This window comes from Sphingopyxis sp. 550B (assembly GCF_057401805.1).
In genome coordinates this window covers 1,846,037-1,871,423 of the sequence record NZ_CM171610.1, presented here as the reverse complement: position 1 = coordinate 1,871,423, position 25,387 = coordinate 1,846,037, and the positions used below count along the sequence as shown (strand labels likewise).

The 25,387-nt window shown below is 67.4% G+C and carries 23 protein-coding genes; 7 read left to right on the top strand and 16 right to left on the bottom strand.

From position 1 onward, the window contains the following. Positions 1–36: 36 nt before the first annotated feature. The 3 genes from fabG to AC2S9W_RS08725 all read right to left on the bottom strand — a co-directional run bounded on the left by fabG (position 37) and on the right by AC2S9W_RS08725 (position 2,702). Positions 37–780, bottom strand: coding sequence for a 3-oxoacyl-[acyl-carrier-protein] reductase (gene fabG / locus AC2S9W_RS08735; protein ID WP_067182116.1), 744 nt, complete (start codon positions 778–780; stop codon positions 37–39). 99 nt (positions 781–879) lie between these two features. Then, positions 880–1,830 carry an ACP S-malonyltransferase gene (gene fabD, locus AC2S9W_RS08730; protein ID WP_486571928.1) on the bottom strand — a complete coding sequence of 317 codons (951 nt, stop codon included), beginning with the start codon at positions 1,828–1,830 and terminating at the stop codon, positions 880–882. 44 nt (positions 1,831–1,874) lie between these two features. After that, positions 1,875–2,702 carry an LD-carboxypeptidase gene (locus AC2S9W_RS08725; protein ID WP_486571927.1) on the bottom strand — a complete coding sequence of 276 codons (828 nt, stop codon included), beginning with the start codon at positions 2,700–2,702 and terminating at the stop codon, positions 1,875–1,877. Positions 2,703–2,859: 157 nt separating this feature from the next. Between AC2S9W_RS08725 and AC2S9W_RS08720 the strand changes: the two genes are divergently transcribed. The 4 genes from AC2S9W_RS08720 to rplI all read left to right on the top strand — a co-directional run bounded on the left by AC2S9W_RS08720 (position 2,860) and on the right by rplI (position 5,962). Continuing rightward, positions 2,860–4,239, top strand: coding sequence for a Mur ligase family protein (locus AC2S9W_RS08720; RefSeq protein ID WP_486571926.1), 1,380 nt, complete (start codon positions 2,860–2,862; stop codon positions 4,237–4,239). A gap of 478 nt (positions 4,240–4,717) precedes the next feature. Then, positions 4,718–5,083 (top strand): 30S ribosomal protein S6, encoded by a 366-nt coding sequence (gene rpsF, locus AC2S9W_RS08715; RefSeq protein WP_067105615.1) that lies wholly within the window; start codon positions 4,718–4,720, stop codon positions 5,081–5,083. Positions 5,084–5,094: 11 nt separating this feature from the next. Beyond that, on the top strand, positions 5,095–5,319 hold the full coding sequence (gene rpsR, locus AC2S9W_RS08710) for a 30S ribosomal protein S18 (RefSeq protein WP_033073748.1): 225 nt from the start codon (positions 5,095–5,097) through the stop codon (positions 5,317–5,319). Positions 5,320–5,332: 13 nt separating this feature from the next. Continuing rightward, a complete protein-coding gene (gene rplI / locus AC2S9W_RS08705; protein ID WP_486571925.1) occupies positions 5,333–5,962 on the top strand; it encodes a 50S ribosomal protein L9 in 630 nt (209 codons plus the stop codon). A gap of 105 nt (positions 5,963–6,067) precedes the next feature. On the opposite strand, the gene folE is transcribed toward rplI, so the two are convergent. Continuing rightward, positions 6,068–6,664: a GTP cyclohydrolase I FolE gene (gene folE, locus AC2S9W_RS08700; protein WP_067105618.1), complete on the bottom strand. Its 597-nt coding sequence runs from the start codon at positions 6,662–6,664 to the stop codon at positions 6,068–6,070. A gap of 434 nt (positions 6,665–7,098) precedes the next feature. Between folE and AC2S9W_RS08695 the strand changes: the two genes are divergently transcribed. After that, positions 7,099–10,185, top strand: a complete 3,087-nt coding sequence (locus tag AC2S9W_RS08695) for a TonB-dependent receptor (protein ID WP_104959443.1) — start codon at positions 7,099–7,101, stop codon at positions 10,183–10,185. A gap of 101 nt (positions 10,186–10,286) precedes the next feature. On the opposite strand, the gene AC2S9W_RS08690 is transcribed toward AC2S9W_RS08695, so the two are convergent. The 6 genes from AC2S9W_RS08690 to AC2S9W_RS08665 form a co-directional block, all read right to left on the bottom strand. Continuing rightward, positions 10,287–12,800, bottom strand: coding sequence for a TonB-dependent receptor (locus tag AC2S9W_RS08690; RefSeq protein ID WP_486571924.1), 2,514 nt, complete (start codon positions 12,798–12,800; stop codon positions 10,287–10,289). Positions 12,801–12,970: 170 nt separating this feature from the next. Then, complete coding sequence (locus tag AC2S9W_RS08685) at positions 12,971–13,573, bottom strand: Yip1 family protein (RefSeq protein WP_067105622.1); 603 nt, start codon at positions 13,571–13,573, stop codon at positions 12,971–12,973. Between the two features lie 111 nt (positions 13,574–13,684). Continuing rightward, a complete protein-coding gene (locus tag AC2S9W_RS08680; RefSeq protein ID WP_486571923.1) occupies positions 13,685–14,443 on the bottom strand; it encodes a crotonase/enoyl-CoA hydratase family protein in 759 nt (252 codons plus the stop codon). Next, on the bottom strand, positions 14,440–16,062 hold the full coding sequence (locus AC2S9W_RS08675) for an acyl-CoA dehydrogenase family protein (RefSeq protein ID WP_486571922.1): 1,623 nt from the start codon (positions 16,060–16,062) through the stop codon (positions 14,440–14,442). The genes AC2S9W_RS08680 and AC2S9W_RS08675 overlap by 4 nt, the downstream gene beginning before the upstream one ends. Before the next feature lie 11 nt (positions 16,063–16,073). Continuing rightward, a complete protein-coding gene (locus tag AC2S9W_RS08670) occupies positions 16,074–16,940 on the bottom strand; it encodes a crotonase/enoyl-CoA hydratase family protein (RefSeq protein WP_486571921.1) in 867 nt (288 codons plus the stop codon). Positions 16,941–16,942: 2 nt separating this feature from the next. Then, the gene (locus AC2S9W_RS08665; protein ID WP_486571920.1) at positions 16,943–18,127 is read right to left on the bottom strand and encodes a CaiB/BaiF CoA transferase family protein; all 1,185 of its coding nucleotides are present in this window, start codon (positions 18,125–18,127) and stop codon (positions 16,943–16,945) included. Positions 18,128–18,208: 81 nt separating this feature from the next. Here AC2S9W_RS08665 and AC2S9W_RS08660 point away from each other — a divergent pair, with 81 nt between their 5' ends. Further along, a complete protein-coding gene (locus AC2S9W_RS08660; RefSeq protein ID WP_486571919.1) occupies positions 18,209–18,982 on the top strand; it encodes a hypothetical protein in 774 nt (257 codons plus the stop codon). Between the two features lie 229 nt (positions 18,983–19,211). Here AC2S9W_RS08660 and dmpG read toward each other — a convergent pair whose 3' ends face one another. From dmpG to AC2S9W_RS08645, 3 genes are read right to left on the bottom strand one after another with little or no spacing between them, the layout of a single operon-like run. After that, the gene (dmpG, locus tag AC2S9W_RS08655) at positions 19,212–20,249 is read right to left on the bottom strand and encodes a 4-hydroxy-2-oxovalerate aldolase (RefSeq protein ID WP_486571918.1); all 1,038 of its coding nucleotides are present in this window, start codon (positions 20,247–20,249) and stop codon (positions 19,212–19,214) included. After that, the gene (locus tag AC2S9W_RS08650; RefSeq protein WP_486571917.1) at positions 20,246–21,175 is read right to left on the bottom strand and encodes an acetaldehyde dehydrogenase (acetylating); all 930 of its coding nucleotides are present in this window, start codon (positions 21,173–21,175) and stop codon (positions 20,246–20,248) included. The genes dmpG and AC2S9W_RS08650 overlap by 4 nt, the downstream gene beginning before the upstream one ends. Positions 21,176–21,179: 4 nt before the next feature. Beyond that, positions 21,180–21,959 carry a 2-keto-4-pentenoate hydratase gene (locus tag AC2S9W_RS08645; RefSeq protein ID WP_486571916.1) on the bottom strand — a complete coding sequence of 260 codons (780 nt, stop codon included), beginning with the start codon at positions 21,957–21,959 and terminating at the stop codon, positions 21,180–21,182. Positions 21,960–22,060: 101 nt separating this feature from the next. Between AC2S9W_RS08645 and AC2S9W_RS08640 the strand changes: the two genes are divergently transcribed. Continuing rightward, a complete protein-coding gene (locus tag AC2S9W_RS08640; protein ID WP_486571915.1) occupies positions 22,061–22,855 on the top strand; it encodes an IclR family transcriptional regulator in 795 nt (264 codons plus the stop codon). Here AC2S9W_RS08640 and AC2S9W_RS08635 read toward each other — a convergent pair. From AC2S9W_RS08635 to AC2S9W_RS08625, 3 genes are all read right to left on the bottom strand, one after another. Next, positions 22,822–23,799 (bottom strand): acyl-CoA dehydrogenase family protein, encoded by a 978-nt coding sequence (locus AC2S9W_RS08635; RefSeq protein WP_486571914.1) that lies wholly within the window; start codon positions 23,797–23,799, stop codon positions 22,822–22,824. The two genes, AC2S9W_RS08640 and AC2S9W_RS08635, sit on opposite strands and share 34 nt — an antisense overlap. Beyond that, positions 23,796–24,947, bottom strand: coding sequence for an acyl-CoA dehydrogenase family protein (locus tag AC2S9W_RS08630; protein WP_486571913.1), 1,152 nt, complete (start codon positions 24,945–24,947; stop codon positions 23,796–23,798). Before AC2S9W_RS08630 ends, AC2S9W_RS08635 begins: the two co-directional genes overlap by 4 nt. Before the next feature lie 107 nt (positions 24,948–25,054). Beyond that, a complete protein-coding gene (locus tag AC2S9W_RS08625) occupies positions 25,055–25,381 on the bottom strand; it encodes a DUF423 domain-containing protein (protein WP_486571912.1) in 327 nt (108 codons plus the stop codon). Positions 25,382–25,387: the final 6 nt, after the last annotated feature.

Genomic DNA, 25,387 nt, shown 5'->3' with positions numbered 1-25,387 from the left:
TATGCCGCCCCTGCAAAGGCAGGGGCGGCAAATGAATCAGGACAGCATCGCCATGCCGCCGTTGACGTGGATCGTCTGGCCGGTGACGTAGCCCGCCTCGCGCGACGCGAGGTAGACGACGGCGGCGGCGATGTCGCTTCCCTCGCCCATCCGGCCCGCCGGGATACGCTGGTTGAGTGCTTCCTTCTGCGCGTCGGGCAGGCCGTCGGTCATCGCGGTGGCGATGAAGCCCGGTGCGACGCAGTTCACGGTGACACCGCGGCTCGCCAGTTCCTGCGCCAGCGCCTTGGTCATGCCGGTGACGCCCGCCTTCGACGCGGCATAATTGGCCTGCCCCGGATTGCCCGTCGCGCCGACGACGCTGGTGATCGAGACGATGCGGCCGAAACGCGCTTTCATCATCGGCTTGGCGGCGGCACGGCACAGGCGGAAATTGGCCTCAAGGTTGATGCGGATGACGTCCGACCATTCCTCGTCCTTCATGCGCAGGATCAGATTGTCGCGCGTGACGCCGGCATTGTTGACGAGAATATCGAGCGTCCCGCCCAGCGCCTCGACCGCCGAAGGCACGAGCGCGTCCACCGCGGCGGCATCGCCGAGATTGCACGGCAAGGCGACCGCATCGCCGCCAAGGCTGTCGCGGAAGCCATTCAGCTTGTCGGCATTGGAACCCGAAACCGCAAGCCGCGCGCCCTGCGCGGCAAGCGCCTGCGCGATCGCGGAGCCGATGCCCCCCGAAGCGCCGGTAACGAGGGCGGTCATGCCGGTAAGATCGAACATCGTGTCATTCCTTTATACCTGGGCCGGGCGGCCGGACATCGACTTCCTGCGATCTGGTCGAGCCATTTTCCCTGCAATCTCCGCGTCTCCGCGTGAATCCTAAAAAGCCTTCAGCAGCGCTTCAATATCGTCCATCGACATCACGCTTACCGTCTCCACCTCGCCGCCAGCGCTGCGCTTGACCATCGGCGACAGCACCTTGCCGCCGATTTCGACGAAGCGGTCGACGCCGATGTCCTCCATCGCGCGGACGCTCTCGCGCCAGCGGACGCGGTCCGTCACCTGGCTGACAAGCAGGTCGCGAATCGTGTCGGCGTCGCTGACCGGCGCCGCGGTGACGTTGGCGACCACCGGGACCAGTGGCGCGGCGGGCGGATTCGCGCCGAGCGCCTCGGCCATCGCATCGGCCGCGGGCTGCATCAGCGGGCAATGAAAGGGAGCCGAGACGGGCAGCAGCACGCCGCGTTTGATGCCCCAGGATTGTCCGGCTTCCTTGACCAGCGCGACCGCGCGCTCGACCGCGCCCTTGTGGCCAGAGATCACGACCTGCGACGGGTCGTTGTCGTTGGCGACGGTGCAGACCTCGCCCTCGGCCGCCGCGTCGGCGAGTTTCTGCGCGGTGTCGATGTCGGCGCCGAGCAGCGCCGCCATCGCGCCCACGCCGACCGGCACCGCCGCCTGCATCGCCTGACCGCGCGTCTTCAGCAGCCGCGCCGCGGTCGCGAGGTCGAACGCCCCCGCCGCGCACAGCGCCGTATATTCGCCGAGGCTGTGGCCCGCTACATAGTCCGCGATCGCCGTCAGCGTCACGCCGCCTTCCTTTTCGAGCACCCGCAGCGTCGCGATCGCGTTCGCCATGATCGCCGGCTGCGCGTTTTCGGTCAGCGTTAGCTCGTCTTCCGGCCCCTCGCTCATCAGCCGGAACAGATGCTGGCCGAGCGCCTCGTCCACCTCCTGAAACACCTCGCGCGCGTGGCTCGATGCATCGGCGAGCGCCCTGCCCATGCCGACCGACTGGCTGCCCTGACCCGGAAAGATGAATGCGCGCATCTGGCGTCCCCTTGGTGTGATGTGTCGCACCCGCGACTATTGCCTCACCCGGCGCGATGCAAGCCGAAGGGAACGACCTTGTTCGCCGCGTCGTGCCCGATGTCGGCGCGGCCGAGCCAGGCGATGCCGGTGCGCGCACACCAGTCCCGCGCGATCGCCTCCGCCTCCATCCCGAACGGCCGGTCGTTCACGGGCACGTCGCTGACGCGGCCGAGGCGCAGCCCGGCCAGCTCGCGCGGCGCCAGGCAGCTTGCGACATGGAAGAAGGCGCGGTCGAAGGCATAGAGATATTCGCTCACCTCCTCGACGAGCAGCACATGACCGCCGAGATCGGGTTCGAGCGGGGTTCCGAGCAGCATCGACAGCGTCATCAGGTTGAAGGCGGCATGGCGCGCACCGTGGGCGAGGCCCGGCTCGCATGCGGCGGGATCGCGCGCGACCAGCCAGTCGAGCGCACGCGCCACCGCCGCCTCGCCGTCCGCGCGGCGGACATCGGCGACCATCGGGCCGTGCGCGACATGGTCGAACCCCTCGCGATAGAGGCAGGCGAGCAGATTGCCCTGATCCGAATAGCCGAGGAACGCCTTGTGCCGCGCGCCCTCCCCCATCGCGGCGACGGCGTCTTCGGCGATCCGGCATGCGCCGTAGCCGCCGCGCGCAAACCAGACCGCGTCGATATCGGGACGGTTCGCCATCGCGACCAGCGCCTCGCGCCGCACCGCGTCGGCGCCCGCGAAATGGCCGTGGCTGACGAAGCATTGCGGGTCGAAGACCAGCTCGACCTCGGGATAGCCGAGCGCCGCGATCGCCCGCACCGCCTCTGCATCGTCGGGCAAGATGGGGGTCGAGGGGGCGACGATTCCGATGCGCATGACTAGAAGCACCTCCCAAATCCGTTCGCATCGAGCGAAGTCGAGATGCCCCTCGGCTCTGCGCTGTCCCGATGGGTGTCTCGACTTCGCTCGACACGAACGGATTTCGCGCTGAGTGCCGGTTGCAAACCCGTCTCCAAGGCCATAACGCGCGGGCATGGTCGAAAACAAATCCTATTTCTTCTGCGGCATCGGCGGATCGGGGATGCTGCCGCTGGCGATGATCGTCGCGGCGCGCGGAGCCGCGGTTTCCGGGTCGGACCGCAGCCGCGACCAGGGGCGCACCCCCGACAAGTTCGACTGGATCGCCGGCCGCGGCGTCGCGCTGTTCCCGCAGGACGGTAGCGGCGTCGCAGCGGGCCAGACACTCGTCGCCTCCGCCGCGGTCGAGGACAGCGTGCCCGACGTCGCGGCCGCGCGCGCGCTCGGCCTGCCGCGGCTGGCGCGCGCCGACCTCAACGCCGCGCTGTTCAACGCCGCCGACACGGCGGTCGGCGTCGGCGGAACGAGCGGAAAATCGACCGTCACCGGGATGATCGGCTGGATCCTGGAGAGCGCCGGGCGCAGGCCGACCGTGATGAACGGCGCGGTGATGCGCAATTTCGCCGGCGCCGACACCCCCTTCGCCAGCGCGCTGGTCGGCGATCCGGCGACCTATGTCAGCGAGGTCGACGAAAGCGACGGGTCGATCGCGCTCTATCGCCCCGACGTCGCGGTCGTCACCAACATCAGCCTCGACCACAAGAGCCTCGACGAGTTGCATCGACTCTTCGGCAATTTCGCCGCCAAGGCACGTGTCGCGGTGATCAACGCCGACGACGCCGAATCGGCGCCACTGCTCGCCGGCGGCAACGTCCTGCGCTTCGGCTTTTCCGACGCGGCGGCGGTGCGCGGCAGCGATTTCGAGCCGCTGCCCGACGGCTGCCGCTTCACCGTGCAATTCGCGGGCGACAGCCACGCCGCGCGCCTGTTGATGCCGGGACGCCACAATGCCGCCAACGCCCTCGCCGCGATCGCGGCGGCGCGCGCGCTCAATATCCCGGTGGCGCAGTCGGTCGCGGCGTTGGCCGATTTCGCGGGCCTCGCGCGCCGCTACGAGGTGCTCGGCCAGGCGGGCGGCGTCACCGTCATCGACGATTTCGCGCACAATCCCGACAAGGTGGCCGCGACGCTGGCGGCGGTCGCCGAACTGCCGGGCCGCGCGCTGCTCTTCTTCCAGCCGCACGGCTATGGTCCGCTCCGCCAGATGGGCCAGGAACTGGCGGCGAGCTTTGCGGGCGGGATGCGCGACGGCGACCGGCTGTTCGTCTGCGATCCGGTCTATTTCGGCGGCACCGTCGACCGCAGCATCGGTAGCGAGGCGCTGGTCGCCGACATCGTCGCCGGCGGCGGCGACGCGGTCCACCTGACGACGCGCGCGGCGTGCGGCGCGGCGATGCTCGACGCGGCGAAGCCCGGTGACCGCATCCTGATCTTCGGCGCGCGCGACGACACGCTGACCGAATTCGGGTACGAAATACTTGCGAAGTTGACCTGACCTCCGCGCAAATGGGCAAGGGACAAAGGCCGACCTCGGCTTGAATTTTGGCGCTCCAGCCTTTATGTCAACCTTGTATACCGGGCGGCAAAGCAGCAGATGTGGCTATGACGGGTGCATGGATCGCGATAATCATCGGCGTCATTACGGCATTGGTCCTTGCATTTTCCTCTCGCTCGCAAGAACCCGACGCCTGATCCATTAAGACGCTCCGCATGCCCGCCACGACTGGCGCGTGCCCCCGGAACGCATGATCCCTGCAAGAAGCGGGGCGGGGGGACATTCGAACCGATGCGCTACCGGACAACGCGATCCCTTGCTTATCCCGCCGAAATCTGTATAGGCGCCCGCATTCGGGGCGAGGCCTTGTGCCTGTCGCCCCGTTTGCTTTGCACGAACAGGCAAAGCCGGACGACAGCCGGAGGGGTTTCGCGATCGGCGCGAAATCAGCGATCGGCCAAATGAAGGAAGCGCAACCATGCCGTTCTACGAGCATGTATTCATCGCGCGTCAGGACCTGAGCCAGGCTCAGGTCGATGCGCTGGCGGAAAATGTCGCCACGATCGTCACCGACCACAAGGGCACGATCCACAAGACCGAAACCTGGGGCCTGAAGCAGCTCGCCTACAAGATCGCGAAGAACCGCAAGGGTCATTACGCAATGGTGTCGGTCGAAGCGCCGGGCGAAGCCGTCGCCGAGATCGAGCGCCAGGCGGCGATCAACGAAGATATCATCCGCTGGATGACGATCCGCGTCGACGAGCTCGAAAAGGGTCCGTCGGTGATGATGCGCAAGCAGGAACGCCGCGGCGGCCGTGGCCGTGACCGCGACGGCGAAGAATAAGGAGAAGCACCATGGCACGACCCTTTTTCCGTCGCCGCAAGACCTGCCCCTTCAGCCAGAAGGACGCACCGGTCATCGATTACAAGGACGTCCGCCTGCTCCAGGGTTACCTGTCGGAGCGCGGCAAGATCGTCCCGTCGCGGATCACCGCGGTGTCCACCAAGAAGCAGCGTGAGCTGGCCCGCGCGATCAAGCGCGCCCGCCACATCGGCCTGCTTCCCTACATCGTGAAGTAAGGAGGGCGGACCGATGGAAATCATCCTGCTCGAACGTATCGAGAAACTGGGCGGTATCGGCGACGTCGTCACCGTCAAGAACGGCTTTGCGCGCAACTATCTGCTGCCCAACCACAAGGCGCTGCGCGCGAACGACACCAACCGCAAGCTGTTCGAAGCGAACCGCTCGAAGATCGAGGCTGACAACGCCGAACGCCGCAGCGCCGCTGAAGGCCGCGCCAAGGATGTCGACGGCAAGCAGGTCGTGCTGATCCGCCAGGCGTCGAACACCGGCCAGCTCTACGGCTCGGTGTCGGTGCGCGACATCGTCGACGCGCTGGTCGAGGACGGCGTGACCAACATCACCAAGGCGATGGTTGAGCTCGAACGCCCGATCAAGTCGCTCGGCCTGTTCGACGTCAAGGTCCGGCTGCATCCCGAGGTGAGCGTCACCGTCGGCGTCAACGTCGCCCGCTCGCCCGACGAGGCCGAAATGCAGAGCCAGGGCATCGACGTGATCGCGGCCATGTTCGAGGAAGAACATGCCGAAGCGGTCGCCGCGGCGCTGGAACCCGACAGCGAGGACGAGTTCGAGGACGCGACCCCGCTGTCGGAAGCGGTTGCGGAAGACGCGCCTGCGGCCGACGAGGGCGAAGAGGCGTAAACGCTTCTCCATTCCTCTCGCGAGAAACAAAAGAGCCCCGGAACACAATGTTCCGGGGCTCTTTTCTTAACGTCGCTCCAGCTCTCGCCAAGGGCAATATTTTCGCTAATAGCCCATCAGGCTCAGTACTTCCTTGCGGCTACGCTCGTCGTCGAGGAAGCAGCCGAGCAAGCGGCTCGTCACCATGCCGACGCCCGGCGTGCGCACGCCGCGGCCGGTCATGCAGCCGTGCTGCGCATCGATGACCACCGCGACGCCGTGCGGCTGGAGATGGTCCCAGATGCACCGCGCGACCTCGGCCGTCAGCCGCTCCTGCACCTGGAGCCGGCGGGCATAGCCGTTCAAGACGCGCGCCAGTTTCGAGATGCCGACGACGCGATCCTTCGGCAGATAGGCGATCGACGCCTTGCCGGTGATCGGCGCCATATGATGCTCGCAGTGCGACTGAAACGGAATATCGCGCAGCAGCACGATCTCGTCATAGCCGCCGACCTCCTCGAAGGTGCGCGACAGGTGGAGGCCCGGGTCCTCGGCATAGCCCTGGCAATATTCCTTCCACGCCCGCGCGACGCGCTTCGGCGTGTCGAGCAAACCCTCGCGCGACGGGTCGTCGCCCGCCCATTCGATCAGCGTGCGGATCGCGTCCTGCACGGGACCGGGCACGAGAATCTTGCCGTCCGGCCCCAGTTCCACCTCGGTCATCGCCCCTCTTTCACTGTTGCTATCATGTCGCACATGTCGCCCCCCAAATGGCTTTGCGCAAGCCCATGGCGCGAAGAAATTCCCACCCCGGGACAAGTTTACGTTGGGGAATCGTGGCTTTTCGGAAGGAGCCGAGGAGCGCGCTTTCCTGCGATTTTTTCTCCCGCACAAGTGGCTTGACGCTTTCGTCAACTAAGCGCACCTTTGGACCATTACAGAGTTCGCTTGAGCGGACCGTAATCCGGAGAGGCCGGCGTTTTCCCCGACGCCGGTGGGAGAGGACGATGACCAGCATCGCTGGCGAGCAGCAACTGCTCTGGCGTCGGATCGGACGGGTCCGGTGCCCGTTCGTATGCCTGATCGGCGTCCCTTCCCCAACCACAAATCAGATTTGGGCGACCCGCAACCGCGGGATCGAAAATGGGAGGATATAAATGAAGTTCAACGCACTGATCGGAACGTCCATCCTGGCCATGACGGTGGCGACACCGGCCTATGCGCAGAGCGGTTCCACGACCGACGCGTTCGGCGGCGAGATCGTCGTCACCGCGCAGCGCCAGTCCGAACGCCTGCAGGACGTGCCGATCGCGGTCAGCGCCTTCTCGTCGGAAGCGCTCGAGGCGCAGCAGATCAAGACGCCGTCGGACCTTCAACTCACGCTGCCGAACGTCACCTTCACCAAGACGAACTTCACCGGCGCAAGCTTCACCATCCGCGGCATCGGCGACCTGTGCGTCGGCACGACCTGCGACAGCGCGACCGCGATCCACCTGAACGGCGACCCGCTGTTTTCCACCCGCCTGTTCGAAACCGAATTCTTCGACCTCGAACGCGTCGAGGTGCTGCGCGGGCCGCAGGGCACGCTGTTCGGCCGCAACGCGACATCGGGCGTGGTCAACGTGATCACCGCCAAGCCGAAGCTCGGCGTGTTCCAGGCGTCGGCCGAAGCCGAATATGGCAATTATGACTCGATCAAGGGCAAGGCGATGGTCAACATCCCCCTTGGCGACACCGCGGGCATCCGCGTCGCGGGCATCTACCTCAACCGCGACGGCTACACCAAGAACACCTTCCTCAATACCCGCATCGACGACCGCGACCTCTACTCTGTCCGCGGCTCGCTGCGCTGGGAGCCGTCGTCCGACACCACGATCGACCTGATGGGGTCGTATTTCCACGAGCGCGACCAGCGCACGCGCATCCAGAAGCAGCTTTGCCAATATGACCCGACGGGCATCCTCGGCTGTCTGAACAACCGGCTCGACGCGTCGCCGTTCAACGGCAATGCGACCTTCACCGCCGCACTGACGTCAAAGGAATTCCTGGCAACGCAGGGCATTCCGGCCGCCTTCGCGCTTGGCAGCATTTACGGCCCCAACGTCTATGGCAATACGTCGATTTCGAGCGACCCGCGCGAGGTAAAGACGGCCTTCACGCCGTCCTATTTCACCAGCGAACTGATCCTCCAGGGCCAGATCGAACATAATTTCGGCCCGGTCGCCTTGCAGGTGTCCGGCCAGTATCAGAAGGTCAAGCTCGAGGCGCAGCAGGATTACAACAGCAATATCGGCGACCGCTCACTCTATGCGGGGGCCTTGAACACGTTGGCTTTCTTTGCCGCCAACGGTATTCCGACCGGCCTGCCGGCGCCTGCTCCGGCGTTTGTTCCTGGCTCTGCAGCCTATTTCGCGCCCGTAGCCGCAGCCCTGATTCCGAACGGTCCAAACGGCGTTCTTTGCACTTCGCAGTCCGACGATACGGGACGCGGCGTGTTTGGCGGCAACGGCATCTGCAGCGATCAGTCGCTGCAATTCGATCGATCGAACCAGTATAACAGCAGTTGGTCGGGGGAAGCCATCCTGTCCAGCGACCTTGATGGTCCGTTCAACTTCCTGCTCGGCGGCATCTATGCCGATTATCACCTGACCGAGAACAGCTATTATGTGAACGCCTTCCCGATCGATTATCTCGCGGGTGTGCTGGGAGCGTTCTCGTCCTTTAAGGCGGGATTGCCGCCGTCGGTGCTGGGTCAGCCCTTCTTCCGCAACAACACGGATGATTTGAAGATCAAATCCTACGGTCTTTTCGGGGAAGCCTATGTCGAGTTCAGCGATCGGCTGAAACTGACCCTCGGCCTGCGCTACAACAACGACAAGAAGAGCGTCCGCGCACGGTCGCTGCTCGCCAGTTCGAACGGCAATATCTTCGCACCCCACAGCTTTGCCGGCGATCTGTTCGACACACCCTATGGCGCCCTTTTCGATGGCGACAGCGCGACGCCCTGTACCCAGACGTTGCCCGATGGCAGCACGGCTTTCATGGATGGCACCCCCGCTACTCCGGTGGGCGCGGTCGGATCGAAACCGGGATGCGAAGCCTATCAGAGCCGCAGCGTCTCCTATAACAAGCTGACTGGCCGCGCGGTGATCGACTTCAAGATCACCGAGGACAATCTGATCTATGCCTCCTATTCGCGGGGCTATAAATCGGGCGGCATCAACCCGCCGCTGCAGCCGGTCTTCGCGGTGCCCGAATCGTTCAAGCCCGAACAGGTCGACGCGTTCGAAATCGGGTCGAAGAACAGCTTCGGCAACGGCGCACTGCAGCTCAATGCCACCGCCTTCTACTACAAGTACAAGGATCTCCAGCTCAGCAAGATCGTCGCCCGTACCGCGGTCAACGACAACGTCAGCGCCGACATCTACGGCTTCGAAATCGAAGGCATGGTGCGGCCCGACCCGAACTGGCTGATCAACCTCGGCTTCAGCTACCTGCATACGAAGGTGACCGAAGACAAGCTCACCAGCAACCCGCGCGATTTCGGCGGCGGCCGGGCCGATGCCGTCATCATCAAGGACATCACCAACGGTGCGAACTGCGCGGTTTCGTCGACTTCGGGCAACGTCACCGGTGTCAACGCCTTCGTCAACACGGTGAACAACGTCATCAACGCCGGCCTCGTCCCCGGCCTCGCCGCCGGCGCTGGCTTGCAAGGAACGACCACCTTCCCGGCAGACGGCGGCATTGCTTCGACCGGTGCGTTCGGCATTTGCGGCGTGCTTGGCGCCGCTGCCAGCGGCGCCTTCGCGGGGGCCGGTCTCGACCCGGCGGCGTTCGGCGGGATCGAATATCATTCGGCCGGCGTCAATGTGAACCTGAAGGGCAACAAGCTGCCGCAGGCGCCGAACTACAAGTTCAGCGCTGGCGTGCAATATACCGCGCACCTCGGCGACAGCGACATGACGCTCGTCCCGCGCTTCGACCTCGCCTACACCGGCGACAGCTATGGCAGCATCTTCAACGGCAACGTCAACAAGATCAAAGGCTATGCCCAGGTCAACGCGCAGCTTCAGCTGAACGGAGCCGAGGACAAATGGTTCGTGAAGGGGTTCATCCAGAACGTCTTCGACGTGAATAGCGTCACCGGCCTCTACATCACCGATCAGTCGTCGGGCAACTACACCAACATCTTCACCCTCGAACCGCGGCGCTACGGCATCGCGGCGGGCGTGCGGTTCTAACCAGCCCGAATAGGCGAACAAAAAGCCCCGGCCTCTCGAACGAGAGGCCGGGGTTTCTTTTGTCCGTCGTCGAAGGGCGGACGCGAACGCCCGCCTTCCGGTCAGAATTTGAAGCGCGCGGTCACGCCATAGGTCCGCGGCTGGCTGGGATAGCCCGAGACGCTGCCCGACTGCGCGACGGCGTTGAAGATCGTCGTCAGATAGCGCGCATTGGTCAGGTTGCGGCCCCACACGCCGAGTTCGAGGCCGTTGGTCAGCGCGACGATGAAGGACGCGTTGAGCTGGTTGACCTCGCGCTTCAGATTCTGCGCGACGCTCGCCGGCAGGGCGGCGAGGCCGTCGACGATCTGCGTCGGGCTTTCATACTGATAGTCGACATGCGCGATCGCCCGCGTCCCGCCCGCGAATTCGTGGGTGTAGGTGCCGCCCGCCGACACCGACAGGTCGGGGATGCCCGCGGGCTTCATGCCCGACAGGTCGCCGAACGCCGAGGCGACGAAGCTGTCGTATTTGGCGTCGAGATAGGTGACGGCGAGGTTCAGGTTGAGTCCGCGAACCGGCCGCACCGATCCGTCGAACTCGATCCCGAAGGTCGACTGCTTGCCGGCGTTGGCGAGCGCGAAGCCGGTGCCGGTGAAGACGTTCGACTGGAACCCCTTGATCGACTGCTTGAACACCGCGAGGTTCAGCGCCGCGACCGACCAGTTGGCCTTCAGCCCCGCCTCATAGACTTCCGATTCCTCGGGCGCCGCGAAGCGCGTGCCCGCCACCAGGTTCGGCGTCGCGAGGCCGCCCGCGACGATCGCGGGCAGGTCCGCCGCCAGCGGGCGGCTGTCGCGCGACAGGTTGACCGAGGCAGCCTTGAAGCCGGTCGCATAGGTCGCATAGACGTTGACCGTATCGGTCAATTCATAGGACAGACGCGCGCTCCACGAAAAATCGCCATCGCTGACCCGGCCCGGCTCGACGCTGTTCGGAACGTCGAGGAAAGGCGGCAGGAACTGGAAATCCTTGAGGCCTGCGAGGGGGTTCGCGCTGCTGCCATCGGGCAGGGTCAGCGTCGGATTCGCCGCGAGGAAAGCGGCGGTCGCCGGATCCACCCCACTGCTGACGAGCACGAATTCACGGAACGGCGTATAGGCGGCCGCGTCGAGGTCGATCCCCGAAAAGACGTCGGTGCTGGTGACGTCGGTCGTGAAGCGCTTCTTGTCCTTCGTATAGTTGCCGCCGAGCGTCAGCGTCAGCCGGTCGCTGATCCCGAAATCGAGCGTGCCGAAGATCGACCAGGCGGTGTTCTTCATCCGGTAACGTTCATCCATGCCGTCGCCGGCGTGGAAGAAGGAATCGTTCGGCGCACCCAGCGCGGCCTCGAGCGTCGGAACGTCCAGCAGCCCGCCGCTGGCCGCCTGGATCAGCGCGTTGCCATAGGGACGGAAGTCGTCGCCGAAATAGATCTGACTGTGCTGCCGAATCTTCTCGTGGAAATAATAGCCGCCGATCAGAAAGTTGACCGGCCCGTCGAAGTCCGACGTCAGCCGCAGTTCCTGAGTGAACGTGTTGATCGCGGTATCGTCCGATTTCTGCCCGATCAGGTCGGCGCCCGAGAAATCCGAATCCTGATTGGTGTCGGCGCGCACCTCGCGATAGGCGGTGATCGAGGTCAGTGCGAGCGCGCCGAGATCATAGTCGATCTGCGCCGATCCGCCGTAATTCTCGATCTCGTTCGACGACAGGAAATTATTGTAGACGCGATAGGAAAAGGGATTGGCGGCATCGACGCTCGTCCCGCCCGCCAGCAGGTCGGTGATCGCGACCGTCGGCCCGGCGATGACGTTCGCCGCGATGCAGCAATTCTCGTCGATCTTGTCGTAATCGCCGATCAGGCGGATCGACAGCGCGTCGGTCGGTTCGAACAGCAACTGCCCGCGCACGCCCCAGCGGTTGCGGTCGTTGACGTCCTTGCCCAGCCGCAGATCCTGCGCATAGCCGTCGCGGCGGTTGAAATTGCCGCCGAGCGAGAAGGCGACATTTTCGCTGATCGGGCCGGTGACATTGCCCTTCACCGTGATCGCGTCGTAATTGCCGTAGGTCGCCTCGACCGAGCCGCCGAAATCATATTGCGGCTTTTGCGTGACGATGCTGATGACGCCCGCCGAGGCGTTCTTGCCGAACAGCGTCGATTGCGGACCGCGCAGCACCTCAACGCGTTCGAGGTTGGGCAGGTCGCCGATCTGCGCCGCCGAACGCGAGCGATAGACACCGTCGATGAAGACGCCGACCGACGGCTCGATGCCGGGGTTGTTGGCGCCGTTGCCGAAACCGCGGATGATGAAATTGGTGTTGGCGCTCGACTGAAGCTGCGCCACGCGCAGGCTGGGCACCGCCGATTGCAGGTCGATGAGGTCGCGGATCTGCGAATTCTCGATGTCGGCCGCCGAGGCCACCGACACGGCGATCGGCGTATCCTGCAGCGTCTGCGACCGCTTGCTCGCGGTGACGATGATCTCATTGCCGTAATCATTATCGCTGGCACCCGTGTTCTGGGCGAAGGCGATGGCGGGGGTCGCTGCGGCGCACAGCATCGTGGCGCCCAGCAGCATGTTGCGCAAGGTCATGATTCTCTCTCCGACCCGCGAAGCGCAGCCCACAGGGGCCTGAGGAGGGGATGCTCCGGGGGTGCCAGTGGCCCTAGCGCGCCGCCGGACACCGTCAACGCGGAGAAAGAAAAACCTTGGCTTTTCCGTCCGATAGTGGCCGAAAAGCAACAGTCCCCGTGCGAGACCCCCTACAGCCGCCCGCTGAACAGGCCGGAAACCGGCGCCATGATGAGGCTGAGCAGCAGCGCGACCACGATCGCGGCGATGATGACGACGGCGGTATAGCCCAGCGCCTTCGCTTCCGGCGCCCGCATCAGCTTTGGCAGCCCGAGGTAGAGCAGATACAGGCTGTAGAGGCCGAGCAGCATCAGCACGGCGAGCGCCGGGACGAGGCCGAAGATTCCGGCCACCCAACTCGCGGTTGCCGAATAGGCGGCGACCTTGAACGCCTGCACGCGATTGGGCGTCGCGTCGAAGGTCGGCGCGAGGGCGTCGATGATCAGCGCCAGCACGAACACGCCGACCAGCGCCGCGCCATATTGGACGAGCGCGGTGCCGAGCGCCGCGCCGACTGACGGCCGAAAGGTGAAGCCCATCGCCGAATAGCCGAAGACGGTCGACCCGATGAAGTGGGCGACGGCGGGAATCGCCGCGAGCGGCAAGACATGGCGGCGATAGATGTCGCCGATCGTGTCCGCCTCCGTATCGATCTTCGCCCATTCCTCCGCCGGACGCAGAAGAATGCCCCTCACGCGCGCGACGAGCGCCGGCTTGCCATCATTCGCTGTCATCTTCCTCTCCCCATTTCGCGGCTTTCGACGGAGCCATATGCGGGATTCCGGCCCGTCGCCGCTGTGCTCCATAGCACAGGGACGGCGGAAACGGGAAAGACGCGTCCGGGGCTACTCGAACCGGCCGCCGCGCCCGGCACCATCGGCGAAGCGGCCGGCGCCGGCCTTCGCCTCGGCGCGCAGCGGCTTTTCGCCCTCGCGCCCCTCGAACCGCAGCGCCTCGGCCAGGTCGAAGTCCCATTGGCGATAGGCCGACGCCCGGTCGGTGCGCATGCACAGCGCCGGAAAGCGCGCGATCTCCGCCGCCAGCGCCTGCGCGGCCGCCAGCGCGGTGCCGTCCGGCACGACGCGGCTGGCCAGCCCCATCGCCAGCGCCTCGTCCGCTGCGACCGGCCGTCCGGTCAGGATCATGTCGAGCGCCCGCCCCTGCCCGACGACGCGCGGCAGGCGCACCGTGCCGCCATCGATCAGCGGCACGCCCCAGCGGCGGCAGAAGACGCCGAAGGTCGCACTTTCGGCGGCGACGCGCAGATCGCACCACAGCGCGAGTTCGAGCCCGCCCGCGACCGCATAGCCCTCGACCGCGGCAATCACCGGCTTCGACAGCAGCATCCGCGTCGGCCCCATCGGCCCGTCGCCCTCGGGCTCGTAGCGGCGTTCGCCCTGCCCCACCGCCTTCAGGTCGAAACCGGCGCAGAAATGGCCGCCCGCCCCGGTCAGCACCGCGACCGCGCTGCCTTCGTCGGCCTCGAAATCGGCGAATGCGGCGCGCAACGCGTCGGCGGTCGCCGGGTCGACCGCGTTGCGGCACGCGGGCCGGTCGATGGTGACGGTGCGCACCGCGCCGTCGTTCGTGACGCGGACCGTCATGTCGCGGGCATCGCGCGGTCGACGATCATACGCGTGTCGATCGCGGCATCGAAGGCGCCATAGGCGCTGCCACGCGGGATCAGCCGCAGGCGGCAGAAAGCCTCCGCGAGCGGGTTGCCCTGGCCGATCAGCACCGCCGCCTGCGCCGCGAGCGCGAGCCGCTCGATCAGCAGCCGCGCGGTGCCTTCGTGCGCGGCGCGCAGGTCGATCGCGTCGATCCAGCGATCATAGGCGCCGTCGTGCCCGCGCTGCGCCGCCAGAAAGGCGTGCAATGCCTCGACCCCGTCGGGTTCGCGCGCGATGGCGCGCAGCAGGTCGAGCGCGATGACGTTGCCCGACCCTTCCCAGATCGCGTTGAGCGGCGACTGGCGGAACAGGCGCGGCATCGGCCCCGCCTCGATATAGCCGGCGCCGCCATGCGCCTCCATCGCTTCATAGACGAGGCCGGGCGCGCGCTTGCACACCCAATATTTGGCGACGGGGGTCAGCAGCCGCGCGAGGGGATCGTCCGCATCGAAAGCCTGCGCCAGCCGGAAGCCGAGCGCGGTCGCCGCCTCGCTTTCGACCGCCAGGTCGGCAAGCACCGCCGCCATCGCCGGCTGGTCGATCAGGCGGCGCTGGAAGGCCGAGCGGTTCGCGGTGTGCCACAACGCCTGCGCGAGCGCGCCGCGCATCTGCTGCGCCGATCCGACGACGCAGTCGAGCCGCGTGTGCTGGACCATCTGGATGATCGTCGCCACCCCGCGCCCTTCGGGCCCCAGCCGCTGCGCCAGCGCGCCATGATATTCGATTTCGGACGAGGCGTTCGACCGGTCGCCCATCTTGTCCTTGAGCCGCATGACGCGAAAACCCGCGTTGCGCGTCCCGTCGGGCAGCCAGCGCGGCACGAGGAAGCAGGTCAGCCCGCCCCCGGCATAGGCGAGCGTCAGGAAGGCATCGCACATCGGCGCCGAACAGAACCATTTGTGCCCCGTGAGGCTGTACCAGCCCTCCTCACCCGTCGGCTCGGCGCGCGTCGTGTTGGCGCGCACGTCGCTGCCGCCCTGCTTCTCGGTCATCGCCATGCCGATCGTCACCCCCGCCTTTTCGGCGGCGGGGCGGACCGCCGGGTCATAGCGACCGGCGGCGATGCGCGGCACCCAGACATCGGCGACCGCCGGTTCGGCGCGCAGCGCGGGCACCGCGGCATAGGTCATCGTCATCGGACAGCTCGTCCCCGAATCGGCCTGCCCGGTCAGGAAGAGGATCGCCGAATGCAGCGCATGTCCGTGCGCGCTGCCGTCCCACGCGGCCGACGCGAAGCCGCTGTCGAGCCCCAGCCGCATCAGTTCGTGATAGGCGGGATGGAAACGCACTTCATCGACGCGGTGGCCATAGCGGTCGAACGTTTCGAGCACCGGCACCTGCCGGTTCGCCTCGACGCCCCATTCGATCACCTCGGCCGAGCCGCAGCGCTGCCCCAGCGCCGCCAGCCGTTCGGCATGGCCCGCCGCCCCCGCCTGCGTCACCGCATCGACGAGCGCCCGATCGCCGGTGAACAGGTTCGTGTTTTCGAGCGGCGGCGGCTGGTTGAACACCTCGTGCGTGTCGAGCCGGTCGATCGGGCGGATGGCGGTCATCGTCTGTCTCCTCAATCTTCGGCCGGCAGGCGCTTCGACACCTGGCTCGCGATCGGATCGCCGCTGTCGCGCTCGGCCACCGCCTGCTTGAAGCCGACTTCCTGCGCGCGCTCGCGGAACCATATACCCTCTGGCGAATGGCGCGAAACGCCGTCGAACAGCGTCGCGAACATCTGCGTGTTGTTGAGGCCCATATTGTCATAGGCCTGATTGACGACCGTCTTCGTCATCATCAACTGGTTGCGGGGCACGCCGCGCAGCCGCCCCACCAGCCGCTCGACCGCATCGTCGAGTTCCACCTCGGGCACCGCCTCCAGCGCCAGGCCGATGCGCGCCGCCTCGCGTCCGTCGATCAGGTCGCCGGTCATCATCATCCGCTTCGCCATCTGCGGCCCCAGCCGATAGACCCACATCGCAGGCGTCGGCACGCCCCAGACGCGCGCGGGCGGATAGCCGATGCGCGCATCCTCCGCCATGATCAGGAAGTCGCAGCACAGCGCGATGTCCGATCCGCCCGCGACCGCGGCGCCGTGGACGCGGGCGATCGTCGGCTTGGTCGCGCGCCACAGCGCCATGAAATCCTGCGTGTTGCGCCACATCATCTGGAAATCGAGCGTCGGATCCCACGGCATGTCCTGCGACCCGCTGATTTCTCCCTTGCGCTCGGCATAATGCTTGAGATCATAGCCGCCGCAAAAGCCCGGCCCCGCGCCGCGCACGACGATGACATGGACGTCGGGGTCGGCCTCCGCCTTCTCGACCGCGGCGCGGATCTCGCGCGGCATGCCGTGCGCGATCGCGTTGAAATGGTCGGGACGGTCGAGCGTGATCGTCGCGACCCGGTTGTCGGTCGCATAGGACAGGGTTTCGAAACGCATGGTCAAATCTCCCGGGGAACATGGATCGCGCCCATGGCGAGCGCAGCGGCGATTTCGGCGGGGTCGAGGCCGGCGGCGGCGAGGATGGCGTGGCCATGTTCGCCGACCCGCGGCGCATGGGCATCGGTCCCCGCCCGCGCGCCGTCGAAGCGTGCGACCGCGCGGGCGCGGCGCACCGGTCCCGCCTGCGGATGGTCGGTCAGCGCGACGAAATCGTCGTGGGCGAGCTGCGCATGCCCCGGCAGCGCCGCCGAGCGGTTGGCGACGCCGCACGGCACCCCCGCCTCGGCCAACCGCTCGACCGCCTCGGCCGTCGTCATCGCCGCGACGCGCGGGGCCGAAAAGGCGCGCAGATCGTCCCAGTTGAGGAAACGCGTCGCCATGTCGGCATAGCGCGGATCGGACAGCAGCTCGGGTGCGCCGATCGCCCGCGCCCAGCCTTCGAACTCCGATTGCGACAGCATGACGACGACGATCCATCCGTCCGCCGTCGCCCAGGGACGATAGACCGCGGCGATGTTCGGCATCCGCGACGGCGCGTCGGGAAAGACTTCGGCCCCGTGCAGGTCGATCCAGCCATAAGCGACCGCCGCTTCGAGCATCGAGATATCGACCACCGTCCCCTCGCCGCTGCGCCCGCGCGCGACGAGCGCCGCGGTCGCAGCTTGCGCGGCATAGAGACCCGCCGTCTTGTCGCAGATCCACTGCGGCGCCAGCGTCGGCTCGCCGCTGTCGTCCCAGCTCACCATCCCCGATTCGGCCTGGATGATCGGGTCATAGGCGCGGGTGCCGCACATCGGCCCATCTTGCCCGAAACCGCTGATCCGCGCGATCACCAGATCGGGGCGGAGCGCGTGCAGTGCCGCGATGCCCAGCCCCAGCCGTTCCATCACCCCCGGCCGGAAATTGTGTATCAGCAGGTCGGCATGCGGAACGAGGCGGCAGAGCAGAGCGCGGCCCTCGGTGCGGGCAAGGTCGAGCGCGATCGATTGTTTTCCTGCGTTGAGCGCGACGTGCGCCGAACTGAACCCCGGCGCCGCGATCGCGCCCAGCAGGCGCGCCCGGTCGCCCTCGGGCGGTTCGATCTTCCACACGCGCGCACCCTGCTGCGCCATGATCTGCGTCGCGAGCGGTCCCGCGACAACGCTGGTCAGATCGATTACCGTGATGCCTTCGAGGGGCAGCATCTTCCTCTCCTTCATTATTTATTGCACAATAAGTCGGATATGGACGCAGAACGCAACATAATAATCGCTGGCGGCGGCACGATGAGCGCACGGATGCTGATCCTCGACCTGCTCGACACCGGCGAGCCGCCGGCCTTCTCGGTCGGCGAACTGGTGCGGGCGGGTGCCGCCTTCGGCATCGAGGCCCCGGGAATCCGCACCGCGCTGACGCGCCTCAAGGCCGAGGACCGGGTGCGCGCGATCGCGCGGGGCCGTTACACGATCGGTTCGGGCGGCGCACCGCTCCAGCAGCTCATCCTGGGCTGGCGGACGCGGCTCGACCTGCGGCGGGCGTGGGGCGGCGGCTGGCTGCTGGCGATCGCGGGGCCGCTGGAACGCGCCGACCGGACGGCGTGGCGCCGCACGCTGCGCGCGCTGGACCTCGAAGGCTTTGCCGAGGCCGAAACGAACGTCTGGGCGCGCCCCGACAATCTGGAAGGCGGCGCCGAGGGGGCGCGGCAAAGGCTGGCGACGCTCGACGCGGCCGCATCGCTGTGCGTCGTCGAGGCGGCGGGGCTCGACGCGGGGCGCGCGGAACGCTTCCCGACGCTGTGGCCCGCCGACGCCCGGCGCGCGGCCCATCTGGAACTGGCCGGGGCGCTCGACCGCAGCGGCGCGCGCATCGACGCCATGCCGCTACACGCCGCGGCGGCGGAGACGCTGCTGCTCGGACGGCAGGCGATCCGCGCCATCATGCGCGATCCGCTGCTTCCCGACGCGTTCGGCCCGGCCGACGGCCTGTCGCGCCTGATCGAGGCGATGAACCGCTACGACCGCGTCGGCAAGGCGATCTGGCAAGCCTATCTGCGGGGATAAAGCGCGGCGCCTTCAGCCGCGCCTTTATCTGCATCATCCCAAATCCGTTGGGACGGTAATTTGGATACCAATGCATGGTTGTCTTGGCTCGCAAAGCCGCGTGCTCCCGCGAATGCGGAAGTCCAGAGCTTCGAAGAGCCAAGGGCGGCGCCACATCGCTCTGGGTCCCCGCCTGCGCGGGGACACGACATGGTTCATCCAAACATGATCACGCTCCAAACTCGACACATCAGCCCGCGACCTCGCGGCGGCGCACCATGTCGAGCGCGACGTCGACGATCATGTCCTCCTGACCGCCGACCATCTTGCGGCGGCCGAGTTCGACGAGGATCGCGCGCGTGTCGAGTCCGTGGTCGGCGGCGGCCTTTTCGGCGTGACGCAGGAAGGAGGAATAGACCCCGGCATAGCCGAGGGTCAGCGTCTCGCGATCGACGCGCACCGGGCGGTCCTGCAATGGGCGCACCAGTTCCTCGGCGGCGTCCATCAGCGCGAAAAGGTCGCAGCCATGGTTCCAGCCATAAACGTCGGCGGCGGCGATGAAGACCTCCAGCGACGCATTGCCCGCCCCCGCGCCCATGCCGGCAAGGCTGGCGTCGACGCGGATCGCACCGTTCTGCACCGCGACGATGCTGTTCGCGACGCCGAGGCTGAGATTGTGGTGCGCGTGGACGCCGCGCTGCGTCTCGGGCTTCAGCACGCGGTCATAGGCGGCGAGCCGCGCCGCATAGCCGTCCATTGTCAGCGCACCGCCCGAATCGGTGACATAGACGCAATGCGCGCCATAGCTTTCCATCAGCTTCGCCTGGCCCGCCAGCGCTTCGGGCTCGGACATATGGCTCATCATCAGAAAGCCCGCGACGTCCATACCGATGCCGCGCGCGAACTCGATATGCTGCTTTGCGAGGTCGGCCTCGGTGCAATGCGTCGCGATGCGGACCGATCGCACGCCCATTTCATAGGCGTGCTTCAGATCGTGGATCGTCCCGATGCCGGGGAGAAGCAAGGTCGTGAGCACGCTATGCTCCAGCACCTCGGCCACTGCGCCGATCCAGTCCCAGTCGGTATGCGCGCCGAAGCCGTAGTTGAAGCTCGATCCTTGCAGGCCATCGCCGTGCGACACCTCGATCGCGTCGACCTTCGCAGCGTCGAGCGCCCGCGCGATCGCGCGCACATGGTCGAGGCCGTATTGGTGGCGGATCGCATGCATCCCGTCGCGCAGCGTCACGTCCTGGATATAGAGCTTGCTGGTGGTGGGGTCGAAGCTCATGCCGCCATCCTTTCGGCGATTTTCTCGGCGGTCTTCAGCGCCGCCGAGGTCATGATGTCGAGATTGCCCGCGTAAGCCGGCAGATAATGCGCCGCCCCCTCGACCTCCAGAAAGACGCTGACCTTCAGGCCCGTAAAACTGCCGCCCATTTCCGGAATGGTCAGCGGCGCGTTGCCGCCGATGCTTTCGAACTGCACCGCCTGCTTCAGCCGGTATCCGGGGACGTAGCTTTGCACCTCGGTCACCATGGCCTCGACCGACCGGCGGATCGCGTCGCGGTCGCCGTCGTCGCACAGGCAATAGACGGTGTCGCGCATGATCAGCGGCGGTTCGGCGGGGTTGAGGACGATGATCGCCTTGCCGCGCGCCGCACCGCCGACCTCGACGATCGCCTGGCTCGTCGTCTCGGTGAACTCGTCGATATTGGCGCGGGTGCCGGGGCCGGCGCTCTTCGACGCGATGGACGCCACGATTTCTCCATAATGCACCTTCGCCACCCGATTCACCGCCGCGACGATCGGGATCGTCGCCTGCCCGCCGCACGTCACCATGTTGACGTTCGGCGCATCCAGATGCGCATCGCCGTTCACCGGCGGGATCGTGTACGGCCCGACCGCCGCCGGCGTCAGGTCGATCACCCGCTTGCCGTGGGCGACCAGCACCTCGCTATGCCGCTGGTGCGCACCTGCGGAGGTCGCATCGAAGACGATGCCGATGTCGGCAAAGCCCGGCATCGCGACGAGCCCGTCGAGCCCCTCGGCAGTAATCGGCACGCCGAGCCGCTCAGCGCGTTTCAGGCCGTCGGATTCGGGATCGATGCCGACGAACGCTCCCATTTCCAGTCCCTTCGACACGCGCATGATCTTGATCATCAGATCGGTGCCGATATTGCCCGAACCGATGATCGCCACTTTGGTTTTCGTCACGATCTCAGTTCCCGTAGGTGAAGCGGCATTCGCCGATGCCCGCGACGCGCGCGACCACCGCGTCGCCGGGCGTCAGCGCGACCATCGGCCCCAGCGCGCCGGCGAGCAGGATGTCGCCCGCCTTCAGCGGCTCGCCGCGCGCCGCCAGCGTCCGCGCCAGCCATGCGGCGGCGTTGAGCGGATTGCCGAGCGCCGCGGCGCCGACCCCGGTCGAGGCGACCGCGCCATTGACGGTCATCTCCATCGCCGCGCCTTCGAGGTCGAGCCCGGCGAGGGGCCGCCCAGCGTCGGCGAGCAGGAAGAAGGCCGACGATCCATTATCGGCGACCGTGTCGGCAAAGCTGATCTTCCAGTCGGCGATGCGGCTGTCGACGATCTCGATCGCCGTATGGACGCGTGCGACTGCCGCCGCCGCCTGTTCCGCCGTCGTCGCCGGGTCGGGCAGGTCGGCGCCGAGGATGAAGGCGATCTCCGCCTCCGCCTTCGGCTGGATCGTCCGCGCCGGGTCGAGCCGGCCGCCGTCGGCGATGCGCATATCGTCGAACAGCACCCCGAAATCGGGCTGGTCGACACCGAGCTGCTGCTGCACCGCCTTCGCCGTCAATCCCGCCTTGCGTCCGACGATGCGCCGCCCCTGCGCCTCCCAGAAGCGCGTGTTGATCGTCTGCACCGCATAGGCGCCGTCGGCATCGGTCGGGTCCAGCCCGTCGCGAAGCGGGGGCACGGTCCCGCCCGCATAGGCGTCGCGCAGCCGCCGCGCGAGGTCTTCGAATGTCGCTGTCATCTCGGTCTCCATGCGCGCCTGCTATCAGGGATCGCGCCGGGCGCCACTGCGCGATTGCGATTATCTCTTAATATTCGAGAGCAAGCCTGCCACAAGGCGGCATGAATTCGCCCTCGCGCCCCGCTTACACGTCGCAGACGCTGATCAAGGGACTGCGGCTGCTCGAAGCGCTGGTTCGCGACGGCGGGCGCTCGACCCTGTCGGCGGTGGCGGCGCGGCTGGCGCTGCCGCCGCAGACGGCGCACCGCCTCGCGCTGACGCTCGAGGCCGAAGGCTATCTGGTCCGCACCGCGAAGGGCGTCTATCGCGCCGCGCCGCGCCTCGCCGCCCTCGCGCAGCCCAGCGAGCCGCGCCCCGCGCTTGCCGCCGGCCTGCGTCGCCCGCTCGCGCGGCTGGCGGCACAGTTCGGCGCCTATGCCCATGCCGGAATTCTTGAGGATTCGATGGTCACCTACATTGTCAAGGAGCGCGGCGATGCCGCCGAGCTGTTCACCGCCGAACGGATGCAGCTCGAAGCCTATTGCTCGGCGATCGGCAAGATTTTGCTCTCCGCGCTGCCCGAGCCCGAACTGGCCGCCTATCTCGCCGGCGGCCCGCTGGTCGCGCTGACCCCGAACACAATCATCGGCGCGGCGGCGCTGCGAGACGAGCTGGCGACGATCCGCCGGACCGGCATCGCCTATGACCGCCATGAAATCCGCAACGACCTGTTCTGCATCGCGGTGCCGCTGCCGCCGGAGGATGGGCGCATCGAAGGCGCGATTTCGCTATCCTTCCTTGGGCGCACACCCGATGCGGCGGTGCGGCGCAAGGCGATCGCGCGGCTGCGCGCGGTGGCCCGCCGCCTCGCCGAAGAGGCCGGTCAGGCGGGCGCCGTCAGTTCCGCCCGCACATAGTCGACCGACCCGGCGCCGCTCGTCAGCCGCTGGGCGCCGAGCTGCCGGTTCCACCAGCTTTCAGACCCGTCGGCAAGCCGCCATTCGTGCAGACGGCGGGTGAAGAGGTGAAGGTCGTGTTCGGCGCTGATCCCGATCGCGCCGTGCACCGCGTGCGCGGTTGCGGCGACGCGCGTCGCGGCCCTGCTCGCCACCGATTTGGCGGTCGCAGCGGCGGCCAGCGAAGGCGGCCAGGCCCCGGCGCAGCCGAGTTGCGACGCGATGCGTGCCGCGACCGCCTCTTCGGCCATCACCGCCAGATTCTGCTGAAGCGCCTGCTGACGGCCGATCGGCTTGCCGAACTGGACGCGCTCGTTGGCATAGGCGGCGGTCATCGCGACGAGCCGATCCGCCGCGCCGGCGATCAGCGCCGCGCGCAGCACCGCCGCAAGCGCGCGCAATCCCCCCGCCGGCGCCGGCAGCGTCCCGTCGAGCCGGTCCCATCGCATCCGCGCCGCGAGGCTGCCGGCGACTCCCGTCGCTTCGGCCCCGTCCGCCGCCACGAGGGCGAGCCGCCCATCCTGTTCGACCAGCACATGGCGCGCGACGAGCCCCAGCGGCACCACCACCGTGTGTCCCGGCGCCGCCACGGCGAGCACGATCGCCCCGCCGGGCGGCGGCGCACCGGCGTCCGCCAGCAGCGCCCGCGCGATCATCGTCTCGCCGACCGGCAGCGGTATCGCGTGGCGCCCCAGCGCCTGCCACAGCGGCTGCACCGCCGCGACCGGCAGGCCGAAGCCGCCCACCGCTTCGGCCACCAGCGCGTCGAGGAACCCCGATCCGGCGACCGCGTCCCACATCGCATCGGTATCGCCGCCCGCCTCGACCGCACGCACCGCGGCGGGCGCGGCGACGGTTTCGAGCATCCGCTCGAAGGGCGAAAGAAGCGCGTCGTGATCCATCATCGCAGTCCCATTCCGCGCGCGATGATCCCGCGCAATATTTCCCGCGTGCCGCCGCGCAGCGAAAAGCTCGGCACCACATGCGTCACATAGAGCAAGGTGCGATACAGCTCCGCATCGACCGGCTCGTCCGGATGCGCTGCAAGGTCGTCGCCGATCGCGATCGGCAGTTCCTGTTCAAAGCTGGTTCCGAGGTCCTTGACCAGCGACGCCTCGACCACCGGGCTCTCGCCGAGCGCGAGCCGCGCGGTGCAGGCGATCGACATCGCCCGCAGCGTCCCCAGCCGCGCGGTGAAATCGCCGACCAGCGCCAGCGTCGCCGAATCCTCGCGCCCCATCGCCTGCAGATGCCGAACCCAGGCGTCGAGCAGCACGACGCTCGAATAGATGCGCTCGGGCCCGCTGCGTTCGAAGGCGAGTTCGGCCGTGACCTGCTTCCAGCCCTCGCCCTCCTGCCCGATCAGCGCGTCGGCGGGCAGGTCGACATCTTCGAAGAACACCTCGGCGAAATGCGCGTCGCCCGCCAGGTCGGCGATCGGCCGCACCGTCACGCCCGGCGCCTTGAGGTCGATGATGAGCTGCGACAGGCCGCCGTGCCTATCCTCGCTGGTGCCCGAGGTGCGGAGCAGCGCGATCATGTAGTCGCTGTGCATCGCGTTGCTCGTCCAGATCTTCTGGCCGTTGACGCGCCAGCCGCTTTCGGTGCGCTCGGCGCGGGTGCGCACGCTGGCAAGGTCGGACCCCGACCCCGGCTCGCTCATCCCGATGCAGAAGAAAATCTCGCCGCGGCAGATGCGCGGAAGATAGTCATCGCGCTGTGCCTCGGTGCCGAAACGCAGGATCAGCGGCGCGCTCTGGCGGTCGGCGATCCAGTGCGCCGCGACCGGCGTACCCACCGCGAGCAATTCCTCGACGACCACGAAGCGCGCGAACGGCCCGCGTTCGCCGCCGCCATAGCGCCTGGGCAGCGTCAGGCCGAGGAAGCCCGCTTCGCCCAGCCTGCGGCTGAACGCCGCGTCAAACCCCGCCCACGACCGGGCGCGGGCCGCATCGCCGCGCGCCGCGACGGCTTCGGCTGCAAGCGCGCGGATCGCCGGGCGCAGCGCTTCGTCTTCGGCGGGCAGCGCCGCGAGGGTCAATGTGTCGAACACCCGTCCTCCCTCCTATGTGGCCGGCCGCACCGCGGCAGATGCCGCATGCCCCATCGCCGCCCCGGCAGCAATAGAGATGCCAGCCCCTTTCCCGAAGGCCGATTCGGTCACCCTCGCGACATCGCCCACGCCGCCCACAGCCAGCCGGCAATCATCAGGGCGCCGCCGATCGGCGTCACCGCGCCCAGCCACCGCGGCGCGCCCAGCGCCATCGCATAGAGGGTGACGGCGAACAGGATCGAACCGGCCAGCAGCATCGCCGCCGGCCCACGCGCGACGCCCATCACGGCGAGCGCCCCGACCGCGTGGATCAACTGATAGAGGCCGCCGGTCCGCAGCCATTCGGCCTCTTGCTGCCCCGCCGCGCCATGGGCGCCGAACGCGCCCGCCGCTACCGCGACGGCCGCGGAAATCGCCGCAAACAATCCGATCATCGTCCT

Coding starts and splice junctions, on each gene's coding strand:
- rpsF (WP_067105615.1), top strand. CDS start 4,718: ATGCCGTTCTACGAGCATGTATTCATCGCGCGTCAGGACCTGAGCCAG.
- AC2S9W_RS08635 (WP_486571914.1), bottom strand. CDS start 23,799: ATGATGGATCACGACGCGCTTCTTTCGCCCTTCGAGCGGATGCTCGAA.
- AC2S9W_RS08725 (WP_486571927.1), bottom strand. CDS start 2,702: ATGCGCATCGGAATCGTCGCCCCCTCGACCCCCATCTTGCCCGACGAT.
- folE (WP_067105618.1), bottom strand. CDS start 6,664: ATGACCGAGGTGGAACTGGGGCCGGACGGCAAGATTCTCGTGCCCGGT.
- AC2S9W_RS08660 (WP_486571919.1), top strand. CDS start 18,209: ATGAGCGCACGGATGCTGATCCTCGACCTGCTCGACACCGGCGAGCCG.
- AC2S9W_RS08720 (WP_486571926.1), top strand. CDS start 2,860: ATGGTCGAAAACAAATCCTATTTCTTCTGCGGCATCGGCGGATCGGGG.
- rplI (WP_486571925.1), top strand. CDS start 5,333: ATGGAAATCATCCTGCTCGAACGTATCGAGAAACTGGGCGGTATCGGC.
- AC2S9W_RS08690 (WP_486571924.1), bottom strand. CDS start 12,800: ATGACCTTGCGCAACATGCTGCTGGGCGCCACGATGCTGTGCGCCGCA.
- AC2S9W_RS08645 (WP_486571916.1), bottom strand. CDS start 21,959: ATGACAGCGACATTCGAAGACCTCGCGCGGCGGCTGCGCGACGCCTAT.
- AC2S9W_RS08670 (WP_486571921.1), bottom strand. CDS start 16,940: ATGCGTTTCGAAACCCTGTCCTATGCGACCGACAACCGGGTCGCGACG.
- AC2S9W_RS08695 (WP_104959443.1), top strand. CDS start 7,099: ATGAAGTTCAACGCACTGATCGGAACGTCCATCCTGGCCATGACGGTG.
- fabG (WP_067182116.1), bottom strand. CDS start 780: ATGTTCGATCTTACCGGCATGACCGCCCTCGTTACCGGCGCTTCGGGG.
- AC2S9W_RS08685 (WP_067105622.1), bottom strand. CDS start 13,573: ATGACAGCGAATGATGGCAAGCCGGCGCTCGTCGCGCGCGTGAGGGGC.
- AC2S9W_RS08640 (WP_486571915.1), top strand. CDS start 22,061: ATGAATTCGCCCTCGCGCCCCGCTTACACGTCGCAGACGCTGATCAAG.
- AC2S9W_RS08625 (WP_486571912.1), bottom strand. CDS start 25,381: ATGATCGGATTGTTTGCGGCGATTTCCGCGGCCGTCGCGGTAGCGGCG.
- AC2S9W_RS08665 (WP_486571920.1), bottom strand. CDS start 18,127: ATGCTGCCCCTCGAAGGCATCACGGTAATCGATCTGACCAGCGTTGTC.
- fabD (WP_486571928.1), bottom strand. CDS start 1,830: ATGCGCGCATTCATCTTTCCGGGTCAGGGCAGCCAGTCGGTCGGCATG.
- dmpG (WP_486571918.1), bottom strand. CDS start 20,249: ATGAGCTTCGACCCCACCACCAGCAAGCTCTATATCCAGGACGTGACG.
- AC2S9W_RS08680 (WP_486571923.1), bottom strand. CDS start 14,443: ATGACGGTCCGCGTCACGAACGACGGCGCGGTGCGCACCGTCACCATC.
- rpsR (WP_033073748.1), top strand. CDS start 5,095: ATGGCACGACCCTTTTTCCGTCGCCGCAAGACCTGCCCCTTCAGCCAG.
- AC2S9W_RS08675 (WP_486571922.1), bottom strand. CDS start 16,062: ATGACCGCCATCCGCCCGATCGACCGGCTCGACACGCACGAGGTGTTC.